8 protein-coding genes are annotated in these 11,994 nt (G+C 72.9%); 1 reads left to right on the top strand and 7 read right to left on the bottom strand.

Annotated features, from left to right (window positions below):
- Nucleotides 1-71: 71 nt before the first annotated feature.
- Nucleotides 72-1,844 (top strand): CocE/NonD family hydrolase, encoded by a 1,773-nt coding sequence (locus ACZ7CD_RS32315; RefSeq protein ID WP_470380385.1) that lies wholly within the window; start codon nucleotides 72-74, stop codon nucleotides 1,842-1,844.
- Nucleotides 1,845-1,903: 59 nt separating this feature from the next.
- Here the strand turns inward: ACZ7CD_RS32315 and ACZ7CD_RS32310 are convergent, their stop codons facing one another.
- The 7 genes from ACZ7CD_RS32310 to ACZ7CD_RS32280 all read right to left on the bottom strand — a co-directional run bounded on the left by ACZ7CD_RS32310 (nucleotide 1,904) and on the right by ACZ7CD_RS32280 (nucleotide 11,961).
- Nucleotides 1,904-5,050 (bottom strand): DUF5682 family protein, encoded by a 3,147-nt coding sequence (locus ACZ7CD_RS32310; protein WP_470380384.1) that lies wholly within the window; start codon nucleotides 5,048-5,050, stop codon nucleotides 1,904-1,906.
- Nucleotides 5,047-6,168 (bottom strand): ATP-binding protein, encoded by a 1,122-nt coding sequence (locus ACZ7CD_RS32305; protein ID WP_458431955.1) that lies wholly within the window; start codon nucleotides 6,166-6,168, stop codon nucleotides 5,047-5,049. The genes ACZ7CD_RS32310 and ACZ7CD_RS32305 overlap by 4 nt, the downstream gene beginning before the upstream one ends.
- A 16-nt stretch (nucleotides 6,169-6,184) precedes the next feature.
- The gene (locus ACZ7CD_RS32300) at nucleotides 6,185-7,555 is read right to left on the bottom strand and encodes a VWA domain-containing protein (protein ID WP_470380383.1); all 1,371 of its coding nucleotides are present in this window, start codon (nucleotides 7,553-7,555) and stop codon (nucleotides 6,185-6,187) included.
- Complete coding sequence (locus tag ACZ7CD_RS32295; protein WP_470380382.1) at nucleotides 7,552-8,934, bottom strand: hypothetical protein; 1,383 nt, start codon at nucleotides 8,932-8,934, stop codon at nucleotides 7,552-7,554. Before ACZ7CD_RS32295 ends, ACZ7CD_RS32300 begins: the two co-directional genes overlap by 4 nt.
- Nucleotides 8,934-9,425: a hypothetical protein gene (locus ACZ7CD_RS32290; protein WP_360388893.1), complete on the bottom strand. Its 492-nt coding sequence runs from the start codon at nucleotides 9,423-9,425 to the stop codon at nucleotides 8,934-8,936. The genes ACZ7CD_RS32295 and ACZ7CD_RS32290 overlap by 1 nt, the downstream gene beginning before the upstream one ends.
- A gap of 149 nt (nucleotides 9,426-9,574) precedes the next feature.
- The gene (locus ACZ7CD_RS32285) at nucleotides 9,575-10,108 is read right to left on the bottom strand and encodes an SMI1/KNR4 family protein (RefSeq protein WP_470380381.1); all 534 of its coding nucleotides are present in this window, start codon (nucleotides 10,106-10,108) and stop codon (nucleotides 9,575-9,577) included.
- A 17-nt stretch (nucleotides 10,109-10,125) separates the two neighbouring features.
- On the bottom strand, nucleotides 10,126-11,961 hold the full coding sequence (locus ACZ7CD_RS32280) for a HEAT repeat domain-containing protein (protein ID WP_470380380.1): 1,836 nt from the start codon (nucleotides 11,959-11,961) through the stop codon (nucleotides 10,126-10,128).
- Nucleotides 11,962-11,994: the final 33 nt, after the last annotated feature.

Genomic DNA, 11,994 nt, shown 5'->3' with positions numbered 1-11,994 from the left:
CGTTCCCGCATCGGTGAGATTCCGGTGTGCCCGGTCACCCCTGCTCGGCCGGGCTCGCACCGGAGGAACCCATGCGAACCCTTGTCCCCGCCGTGCTGGCAGCGCTGCTGTCGGCCGGCGTACCCGTGAGCGTCGCCGCCGCCCCTGTCGCGGCCGACATCACCGAGACCGTCTACGTCGAGTCGTCAGTGGACAGTGACGGCGACGGTGTGCGCGACCGCATCGCCGCCGACGTCAAGCGCCCCGGCCAGGCGGGCAAGGTCCCGGTGGTCATGGAGGCCAGCCCCTACTACGGGCTCGGCACGACCGCCGCGGCCGGCGTGCCGCGCGGGTTCGGGCGGTGGTACGACGAGTACTTCGTGCCGCGCGGTTACGCCGTGGTCGAGGTGGAGATGCAAGGCACCTCGCGCTCGACCGGCTGCCCGACCACCGGCGGGCCGGAGGACACCGCCAGCGTGCGTGCCGTCGTCGACTGGCTGAACGGCCGCGCCACCGCGCGGTACGCCGACGGCCGTGCCGCCGTCGCGTCGTGGAGCACCGGCAACGTCGGCATGCTCGGCGTCTCCTACAACGGCACGCTGCCCAACGCCGCCGCGGCCGCGAACATCCCCGGCGTCAAGACGATCGTGCCCATCGCCGCGATCTCCAGCTGGTACGAGTACGCGCGTGACCAGGGCATCGGCTACCGCGGTTACACCAGCGACTACCCGACCGTGCTCGCCAACTACGTGATCAGCTCCGCGCAGAAGGCGAAGTGCCGCGCGGTGCTCGACGCCATGGCCCGCAACGACGGCGACGAGTCCTACGACTACACCTCGTTCTGGCGCACCCGCGACTACCGGCCCTCGGCCGGCAACGTGAGCGCGTCCGTGTTCGTCGTGCACGGCCAGGCCGACTGGAACGTCAAGCCCTCCCAGTTCGGCCGCTGGTGGGACGCGCTCGCCGCACAGGGCGTGCCCCGCAAGCTGTGGCTGCACCGCGGCGGCCACCTCGACCCGATCTCGTTCCGCCAGGCCGAGTGGCAGCGGGTCATGGGCCTGTGGATGGACCACTGGCTCAAGGGGATCGACAACGGCATCATGAGCGAGCCGATGGCCGACATCCAGCGCCCTGACGGCTCCTGGGAGCAGCACGCGTCCTGGCCTCAGCCCGGCACGGCGACCACCACCCTCCACCTCGGCCCCGCGGCCGGCGGCTTCACCGGCTCGCTGACCGCGTCGCCGACCGGCACCGGCCAGACCCAGCGCCTCGCGGACAACACCAACCTCAGCGAGTCCGCCATGATGGCCAACCCCGAGGTCGCCGACACCCGCCGCCTCGCCTACGTCACCGCACCCCTGACCCGCGAGGCCCGGCTCTCCGGCGAGGTCCAGGTGACCGCCCGCATCGCGGCCAACCGCACCTCCACCCCGCTCACGGCACTGCTCGTCGACTACGGCCCGGCCACCCAGGCCGTCCTCACCGAACGCACCCCGCTGCAGCTGTCGACCGAGAAGTGCTCCCGCGACGACCTGCGCAACCGCACCGGCTGCGCCCAGCCGCCGGTCGTGTCGACCCAGGCGGTCTCCGCGACCATGCTCACCAAGGGCGCCATCGACACGAAGAACCGCAACTCGCTGGAGACCGCGACCCCGTTGCCGACCGGCACCGCCGTCGACGTGACGTGGAAGCTGCACGCCCGCGACGCGGTCATCCCGGCCGGGCACCGGATCGGGATCGTGCTCGTGACCAACCACAGCGGCTACATCGGCACGGACACCGGGTCGAGCGGCATCTCGATCGCCGTGTCGCTCGGTGTCAGCAAGGTCGTGCTGCCCGTGGTGGGCGGCACGATCAGCACCTGACCGGCTGAACCGTTGCCCGTCCCGGCCGCCCTGAGCGGTGGGGACGGGCAACGCTCGTTTCAGGGCACCAACAGCGCCTCCAGTGCCAACGCCGTGTCCGGGTGCTTGGCCAGCAGGGCCACGCCGGACGGGGCGGCCGCCTGCCAGGAGCCCGTGCAGCCCAGCACGTCCGCCACCGCGTCGCAGGTCGCCGGGTGGGCGGCCAGCAGCGCCACGCCCCGGGGTGCGGACGTGCGCCGGGGCGCGGCGGGGGTCGGCTCGGCGAGCCAGGGCGGGGTCCAGGCGTCGAGGGCCGGGAGGCGGGCCGGGAAGAGGCGGGCGGCCTCGCGGATCAGGGTCGGGACGTGCTGCGCGCCCTTGGTGCGCAGGGTGGTGATGAGGCTGGGCAGCCACGGCAGGAGCAGGTGGTCGGGGAGGTGGGCGAAGGCGGTGGAGATGGTCTCCACCACGAAGTCCACCAGCGACGGGGCCGGTTCCAGGGCGTGGACGAAGCCGCTGAGGTAGCGGGGGTAGCTCGGCAGGGTCAGCGGGTTGGTGAGCAGGTCGTGGCACCGGGTGCGGAGGTCGGCGCGGGTCAGGCGGCCCAGCTGGACCTGGGCGGCCCACAGCAGTGCGACCTTGGCGGGTTCCTCCGGGTGGGACTGGGCGACGGCCAGCTCCAGCTGGGTGCGGTCGCAGCCCAGCGACAGCGCCAGCGACTCCATGCTGAACAGGAAGCCCAGGGTGGCGGCGACCTGGTCGACGGTGGCGTCCTCCTCGGTGAACGCGGTCGGCAGCAGCGTGCAGTAGTGGGCGTAGCCGGTGCGGACGAACGACTCGATCCACGGCGGCAGGGCCGGGTCGTTGGTGCGGTAGTAGGCGAGCAGGCGGCGGGCGCGGCGCAGGACCTCGGGGGCGCTGTCGACCGTGCGCTCGCCGGCCAGGACCTCCAGGGCACGGGTGCCCAGCTCGGCGGCCAGGCGCGGGCTGTGCAGGTAGCGGATGGCGTCCTCGACGGCTTCGAGGACGCGGGCCGTCGTGGCCTGCGGGTCGTGGGCGGCGCGGCGCAGGCGTTGCTCCACCACCTGTTCGACGCTCACGCCCTCGTAGCCGAGCTCGATCAGCGAGCGCTGGTGGGTGCCGAGGGCGAGGTCCCAGGACTCCTGGATCGGGCGTTCACCGAGGCTGCGCTCGCCCATGATCGGGCGGGCGGCGCCGTGCGGCATCAGGTAGCGCAGCATCCACAGCAGATCGGAGCACGCTTCGAGCTCCGGCCGGCCGGCGATGTCGAGCAGGGCCCGCTGCACGCCGCGCTGACCCAGCTTGAGGTCGAGCGGCGCGAGCCGGTCGTGCACGTCGCGGGCCAGCGGCGGCAGCGCGTCGTAGCCGACCTGGCCGATCCGGTCGCCGCCCATCATGATCTCGACGATGCGGCGCACGTCGCGGCGGCCGGGCACGACGTCCTTCTCGATGCACGTGACCGCCGCGTCCTGGAAGTCGTACGGCGTGGGCCGGGCCCGGTCGCGCATCCCGGCCAGCAGGATCGACGTCTCGAACACGGCGATCGCGTCGGCGGTGGAGGACAGGTAGCCGTTGCGGCGGGCCGCGCGGACCACCTCCACCGACCAGCCCAGCAGCTCGGCCTCGTCCAGCCGGTCGAGGACCGGCGGGCGCTGCAGGAAGCCGGAGAGCTGGTCGGCCGCCGCCAGCTCGGCCACCGGCTCCGGCAGCGGTTTCCTCGGCTTCTTCGCGCCGGCCTGACCCTCCAGCGCGAACGGCTTCACCTTGGTGCGCTTGAGGTTCTTCGCCCACTCGGTGGCCGCGATCGACACCGAGCCCGACGCGAGGCCGAACTGCGCCTCGATCGCGGCGTGGCTGGACGGGATCAGGCCGTACTGCCACCTGCTCGCGCTGCGCGGGCTGATCTCGAAGTCGCCGGAGCCCTCGACGCCGAACTCCGCGACGTGGCTCGCCGCGTGGAAGGCACCGCAGACGTACAGGCAGTCTGCCGGGTCCGCGCCGCTGGCGGCCAGGTGCTCGCGCATCCGGGTCCACATGTAGCGCTCGCGGTCCTCGTCCACGGTGACCCGGTGCGGGTCGCCGGGTGCGAGTCGCCGGAAGAGGCTGCCGATCAGGAACATCACCTGGCGGTAGGTGTCGTGGTCGCTGCCGCCCAGCGGCTGCTCGACGTACTGGTGCCACCACTCCGACCAGTGCCGCACCTTGCCGTGGTGCAGCAGGTGCTCCTCCAGCTCGGCGAACCGCGGGCGCAGGTCGCCGATCTCCACGCCCACGGCGTCGCCGTGCAGCGCTTCCTCGTCGGCCGGCCCCGCTTCCGGTGCCTGCCACTGGAACACGTGGTCGGACGACCGGTCGACCAGCACCAGCTCGACGCCGGGGGTGTCGAGCGCGTACGAGATCGCCTGGTACTCCGCGGACGCCTCGGTGATCGGCGCGACCACCGACAGCGGTGCCCACTCCGCCGGGAAGCCCTCGACCTCGCTCGCGAACGCCTGCACCGCGACGGGCAGGCGGCAGTTGCGCAGCTCCGTCAGCAACGGCGCCATGTCCTCGCACAGCTCCAGGTACACGACCTTCGGCTGCTTCTCCCGCAGCCGCCGCGCCATCGCCACGGCCGAGGCGGGGGAGTGGTGGCACACCGGGAAGATCTCCAGCGGCTCCCGCACGGCGCGGTCGACGTCGTCGACCATGCCGCGCAGGATGCCCTCCAACGCGCCGGGCCCGTCGGCGAACTCCGTCGCCGCCTCGTGCAGCTGCGTGCGCAGCGCTTCGAAGATGCCGGCGGTGGCGCTCTTTGCGGGCGCGCTGGTCGTGGAGGGGCTCGCGGACGTGCGGGCCGCTCTGGCGGTGGCCGGGGCATTGTCCGCAGTTGGGCTGGTGAGCGTGCGCTCCGCCCTGTCGGTGGCCAGCGCGTTGTCCGCTGTGGGGCTGGCGGATGTGCAGGCCGCTCCGGCGGTGGCCGAGGCGTTGTCCGCGGTGGGGTTGGCGGACGTGCGGGCCGCTCCGGCGGTAGTCGGGGCGTTGTCCGCGGTGGGGCTGGTGGGCGTGCGCTCCGCGGTAGTGCTGACGGGTGCGTGGTCCTCCGGGCTGCCGCTCGCCGGTGCGGGGCGGGGGAGAGCGCTGGCCGTGGCGGAACCAGTGGGCGCGCTGTCCGTTGCAAGGCCCGCGGGCGGAGTGTCCGGCGCGGGCGTGGGGGCGCCGCTCACGAGAGCGTGGCGATCGTGTCGCGGCCGCCGGTCAGGAACTCGGGCCAGTGCCCGCCCTCGTCCTTGCTGCGCGGCTCGACGACACCGTGCAGGTACTTGTTCATGATCGCCAGGTCCTCCGGTGCCCGCCGGGAGAGCGAGCCGACCAGCGACGCCCCCAGCGTGTGCGCGGTGAGCGCGCGCTCGCCGAAGAAGTTGCTGTGCAGGATCGCGTCTTCCAGCACACCGATCTGCTCGGCGGTGGACAGGGCGGACTCGAGTTTCTCGTCCTCGCTGGCGGCCGAGGCGGAGGCGGCGCGCAGGTCGGCGAAGCTGCGCAGCAGCACGTCGAGCAGCGTGGGCGGCACGTCCAGCTCGATCTGGTGGCGGCGCAGCAGCTCCTCTGTGCGGAAGCGGACGATCTCGGTCTCGCTCTTCTTGTTCGTCACCACCGGGATGCGCACGAAGTTGAACCGGCGCTTCAACGCCGACGACAGGTCGTTGACGCCCCGGTCGCGGCTGTTCGCGGTGGCGATGATCGAGAAGCCGGGCTTGGCGAACACGATGTTCTCGCCGCCGGCGCTGTCGAGCTCCGGCACCGAGATGTACTTCTCCGACAGGATCGAGATGAGGGCGTCCTGCACGTCGCTGGTCGAGCGGGTGAGCTCCTCGAACCGGCCGATCGTGCCGGTCTCCATCGCCGTCATGATCGGCGACGGGATCATCGACTGCCGCGACTGCCCCTTCGCGATCACCATCGACACGTTCCACGAGTACTTGATGTGGTCCTCGGTCGTGCCCGCCGTGCCCTGCACGACCTGGGTGGAGTTGCGCGAGATCGCGGCGGCCAGCAGCTCGGCCAGCCAGCTCTTGCCGGTGCCGGGGTCGCCGATCAGCAGCAGACCGCGGTCGGAGGCGAGCGTGACGATGGCCCGCTCGACGATGCTGCGGTCGCCGAACCACTTCTGGGCCACCTCGCGGTCGAGGCCGTCGGACCGCTCGGCACCGAGCACGAACAGCCGGATCATCTTGGGCGACAACCGCCACGCGAACGGCTTGGGGTTCGCGTCGATCGACTCGAGCCAGTCGAGCTCCTCGGCGTACTTGATCTCGGCGGGGGCGCGCAACAGGTCGGACATGGTGATGTGGTGCCTTTCAGAAGGTCAGGAAGGTCTTGAGTTCGTGGACGAGCTTGCGGACGTGGCCCGAGATCACCGGGGTGCCGAGGTCCTTGAAGCGTTCGCGGAACCACGGGTTCACGCTGCCGCGGCCGGAGCTCGTGACGGAGCCGACCGGGATGAACTTCGCGCCGGAGCGGTGGATGGCCGCCATGTTGTCGAAGAGCTGCTCGATGCGGGTCTCGTAGAAGTCGGAGATCCAGACCACCACGGTGTTCGCCGGCTCGGCGATCTTCGCCTGCGCCAGCGCCATGGCGACCATGCCGTCGTTGCCGCCGCCCAGGTTCGTGCGCAGCAGCGTCTCGAACGGGTCACCCACCCACGGCGTGAGGTCCAGCGCCTGGGTGTCGTACGCGATGAGGTGCACGTCCACCTTGGGCAGCCCGGCGAAGATCGACGCCAGGATCGCGCAGTTGACCATGGAGTCGACCATCGAACCGGACTGGTCGACCACCGCGATCAACCGCTGCGGCGTGGTCTTGCGCGCCGTCTGCCGGTAGTAGAGGCGGTCGACGTAGAGCCGTTCCTCCTCCGGGCTCCAGTTCGTCAGGTTCTTCCAGATGGTGCGGTCGAGGTCGAGGTTGCGGAACACCCGCTTGGGCGGCACCGACCGGTCGATCCTGCCGACCGAGGCCTTCTCGACCTCGGTGCGCAGCACCTCGGCGACCTCGTCGACGTACCGGCGGATCAGCGACTTGGCGTTGGCCAGCGCGACCCCGGACAGGTTGTTCTTGTCCCGCAGCAGCTGCTCGATCAGCGACATGCTCGGCGTCAGCTGGGCGGCCAGCGCCGGGTCGGCGAGCACCTCGCGCAGGTGCATGCGCTTCACCAGGTCCGCTTCGAGCGCACCCAGCTCGGGCCCGATGCCGGGCAGCAGCGCGCTCAGGTCCGGTGTCGGCGCGCCGCCGCTGGTGCCGTGGCCGCTGCGGCCACCGCGCAGCTCACCAGGCCGGCAGCCCAGAGCGCGTTCCAGCCAGCCGGCGTCGGACTGCCAGCGGGCCAGTTGCCCCGCCGTGACCGTGCCGGAGCCGGTGCCGAAGACGTTCAGCAGCACCTTCGACACCAGGGCCGCGCGGCGCACCTCGGCCGCGGAGTCCCTTTCCTCGTCGGGGGAGCGGGCCATCAGCCCGTCGAACTCCGCCTCCAGGCCGGGGTGGCGCTGCACCACGTTGTCGACACCGGTGTGCGGGTCCAGCAGTGCGGGCGGCAGGCCGACGTCCTGCAGCACGGCGAGGCTCGCGGCCTCCAGCGAGGACTGCTCCTCGTGGTCGAACAGGCGCGACAGCAACCGCCAGTACAGAACCTGCCTGCGGTTCTCGTCGTTCGCCGACGTGGTCTCGTCGGTCATTTGCGCAGCAGCCTTCCAGCGCGCTCGCGCAACACGGCCACGGCGTCCGTGGCGGCCTTCTCCGCCTTGACCCCGGCCTTGTCGGTGCCCGCGCCACCGGCCCACGCACCCGCGTGCAGCGCCACGGACTTCTTGCGCGCCACCGTGAGCACGGCCAGCGGCTGCACGCGGAACGCCCCGTCGTCCCAGCGCACCAGGCCGATGCACTCAGCGGAGGCGGCCACCGCCTCCGGCGTCAGCGGCCCGGCCGCCGGGATGCGGTCGGCGTCCACCGCGACCTGCTGCCCGGACACGACGAACGCCAACGGGTCGGGCTCCACGCCGTACCCCTCCAGGAACACCGGCGCGGCGATGCGGGCCGGGTGCCGGTCCAGCGCCGCCGTCGGCAGCGCGGCCGCGGTCGGCAGGACCACCCGCGCGGTCGTGAACGGGTCTGCGGCCTCGGCCGGCCGTGCGCACGACTCGACCCACAGCAGGTCGCCCTCACCGGTCATCGGCATGTCGGTCAGCTCCACCGCCCTGCCCTCGCTCACGGCGTTCAGCAGGCTCAGGTGGGGCCGCAGCAGCTGCCAGATCCCCGCGCCCACCACGGTGTCCGGCTTCGGCGCGGACACGCTGGCCCGCACCAACACCGGCGCGCCGCCGTCCGCGGGCTCCAGCACCGCGTGCACCTGCGCCTGCGCGGCCGTGGCGTGCTCCTGCAGGTCCACCCCGAGCGGCAACAGACGGCCGCTCACCGTCGTCGTCCCCGTCCGCAGCGCGCCGGGCAACGTCAGCAGCATCGCCCGCGACCACAGGTCCCCCCAGCGCCGCGCGGGAACCCGCTCCAGCGCCGAGCCGGGGCAGGACGCCGCCAGCTCCGCCGCGAACCCGTCCAGCAGCGCGGCCAGCCTGCGCAGCTCCGGCACCGGCAGCAACGCCGACACCACCGGCGCGGCACCGGCGACGAGGTCGTGGTCGATGCCCTGCCACCCGGCCCGCGCGAGGTCGGACAGCCAGGACCGCGCCGCCAGCAACAGGTTCACCGGCACCTCGGCGGTGCCCGCGGGAACCAGCTCCTCCGCACGAGCCCGCCCGGTCGCCTGGTCGAGCCGCTGCGCCACCGCGTCGTGCACCGAGCCGAACAGCGCAACCCGTGCCGCGGCAAGGGACACGAAGTGGTCCTCGCCCGCCGCACCGGCCGCGACCTTCTCGGCCGCCTCCGCCACCCGCTCCGCCAGCGGCGACCCCGCCACGGCCTCGGCCAGCGCGGTCACCCCGGCCACCTGGGCGGCCTGCGGGCGCAGCAACCCCGCCGCCAGCGCCTGGTCGGCACCGGCCACGGCCGCCAGCGCCTCGTCGAGGCCCTCGACCTCGTCCGCCAACAGGTCGGCGCGCATCACACCACCGCCCTGGTCGGCGGGAACCACTGCATCTCCGGCAACGGCGCCGTCGTCGGCGACAGCTCCAAATAGGCCAGATGACGCAGGAACCGGCTGAACACCTGGGCCGCCGCGGCACTGTCCCCCTGGGACGGTCCGGCCGCCCGCATGTTCGCGGCGATCTGGTGGCCGTCCTCGCCCTCGACGCGCAGGTACCGCGCGACCCGCTCGGCTCCGTACTGCAGCACGGCCTCGCCGATCAGCCCGAGGACGTGGTTGCAGAACCCGCCCCGCGCCCCACCACACGGCCGATTGTTGTTGGTGCTGCAGGAGAAGTCGTACGAGCCGGCCGCGACCGACGACACGTACACCCGCTCGACGTCCGAGCCGCTGGAGACCACGCCCTGCAGCCGCCCGTCCGCCAGTTCGACGAACGGGACCTTGGCCAGCTTGCGCGGCCGCGCGGGCCACAGCACCCGCGCCGTGCTCGAACTTTCCCAACCTGACAACGCGTCATCTCCTCACCCCGGGGCCCGATCCGACCGGTCCGGCCCGACAGGGGAGACGTTAGCGACGACCACTGACAATTTCTGACGATCACCACAACCCTGCAGGTGGTGAGCACATCACCACGCTGGGTGGGCGATCGGGGAGGGGCTCAGCGGCACCAGGACTGGACGGTTTCGGCGAAGTCCGGGAACTCCGCCCGCGCCGCCGCCAGCACCTCGGCGGGCGTGCGCGGTGCGGTGCCGGAGTGCTGTTCGGCCACCGCGCGCAGCTCCGGGTGCGGCACGCCGGTGTCCGTGCCGAACTCGACCGCCTCCTGCGGTCCGACGCCGCCGGCCAGCAGCCACAGGAACGAGCCCAGGTCCGTGGCGACCACGCCGACCTCGCCCTCGGAACCGAAGAACGCCACCGGTTGCTCGGTCAGCGGTCGGCCGGGTCGCACGAGCCAGCTGGTGACCAGGCCGCCGGTGCCGTCCTGCGCGAACACCCGGAATGCGGCGCCGTCGAGCTCGTCGTTGCCCGTCCAGGCGCGGATCCAGTCGGTGGTCTCGTCGGCGGGGTCGAACTCGTCGTAGGGCTCGTAGTCGATGTTCGTCGGCGCCGGCTCCTCGTCGTGGCTCCAGGGGAACTCGATGCCCGACAGGGCGACGAGGGCGGGCGGGAACGTTCTGCCGGTGATCTCCACGCGCGCACGGTACTTCTTCAGGCCGCACCGGCCAGCACGGCCCTGATCGCGTCGCACAGCAGGTCGTCGTCGCGGATGCCGCACCGCCGGTCGGGCCGTCCCGGCCGGGTGTCCTGCTCCAGCAGCTCGCGCAGCACCGGCACCGCGGGCTCCGCGAGCGGACCGAGTTCGGCCAGCCGGCCGATGCACTCGATCAGGTACCGGCCGAACGGTCCGCCGGTGGTGAGCGCCCGCCACACCGCCATGGCCGCGCCGGTGGCGTCGGCCGGGTCGCCGGTGATGCGCCACAGGGTGCGCAGCCGGCGTGCGTCGTCCCATCCGGAGGTGCGGGTGGTGCGCAGCACGGCGGCCAGATCGGCTGCCGCGGGGCCGAGCTCCGCCAGGACGTCGAGGTGCCGGACGAGTGTGGGGTCGTCGGCGCGGAGGCGGTCGAGGAGGAGCTCGGTGTCGCCGGTCGCGCGCCAGTACCGCACGGCCGACCTGACCGGCGCGTCTGGTTCGGGCCGTTCGCAGATGTCGCTCAGCTCGAACGAGACCAGCGCGTCGAGAGCCCACTCCTCGACGTCCGTGCCGATTTGGGCGGTGACCTCCGGTGCCGCCTCCACGGCGTCGGGGCCCCAGTGTGCGAGCACGAGGAGGTAGTCGCGCCGTTCCGCGAAGTCGTCTGCCTCGGCAAGGCGGCGGCGCAGCAGCGGCAGCAGCGTCGCGGCGAAGGGCCGCAGCGGGCGCAACAACCGGCGGAGGTCGTGGTCCACCGGGCCGTGGTCGAGCAGATCTGCCACCAGGGCAACGGATTCCGGCGCTCCGGCCAGCGCCAGCACGGCCGCCTTGCGCACCGCGGGCACCTCGTCCCGGGCCGCGGCGACGAGGTCTGGATGCCACGGTTCGGCGGCGCGGCCGGTGGCGCCGAGCACCTCGGCTGCCTGCTCGCGTCGAGCCGGGTCCGGATCGGACAGCCGTTCCGCGACGAGCGGCAGCAGGGTGGCGGCCGGGGAGCGCCAGCGGCTCAGCACGTCCCAGGCCGCGGTCAAAGCCTGCTCGTGGCCGAGGCGCAGCAGTGCCGCGGCCAGACGGGTCCGGCCGTCCCGGTCGTCGTCGAGCACGTCGGCGGTCCACCGCACCAGCCGGGCGATCGGTCGGCGCGCGGCCCAAACGTGGTGCCACAGCAAGGGATCGGCCGTCGGCAGGTAGGCGATGGCCTCATCGACGTGCCGTGGGTCGCGTCCGCCGAGACCGGACCTGCGGTGGGCCATCGCACCGGCGAAGCGGTGCACCGCGTCGGGGTGCGAGCGGAGGTCCGAGAGCCAGTCGACGACCGGCGCCGGCCACTCGGTGGCCATGTCGCGCAACAACTCCGCTGCCGCGCACACGAACCCGACCCGAGCGGCCTCGTCGGTGTCGCGGTGCCAGCCGTTCACCAGCGCGGGCAGCACCAGGCAGGCGTGCTCGTGCGCCTGGGCGAGGGGGAACGCGACCCGCCGGCGGACCACCGGGTCGGGGTCGGTGATCAGGTCGAGCAACCGCGGGACGGCCGCCGCCCACGCCGCTGGCCAGGTCGGTGTGACGTACCGGGGTTCCGCCGTCCGCCCGGCCTCCGCCAACCGGCCGACGAGGTCGACCACGGCGGCACGGTGCCCGACCGCCGGATCGGCGGCACAGCGCAGAAGTGCCGGCAGCACCGGGGGCGCGGCGGACAGGACGCAGCCGCCCTGGTGGGAGATCCTGTTGTCCAGCTCGCCGAACGCGCGGGCGTCGGTGGCGGCGGCGCGCAGCAGGGCGGGAACGTCCTCCGCGGTGCCGTAGTGGTGGTGCAGCCGGTCCCACGCGACGGCGGGAACGAGGTCCTGGGACATCCAGGCGACTTCTTTTCGGATCAGAACCGACGA

The sequence above is a fragment of the Lentzea sp. NPDC036949 genome, assembly GCF_055608075.1.
The sequence above is the reverse complement of the archived record's forward strand: the minus strand, read 5'-3'. Positions and strand labels throughout refer to the sequence as shown.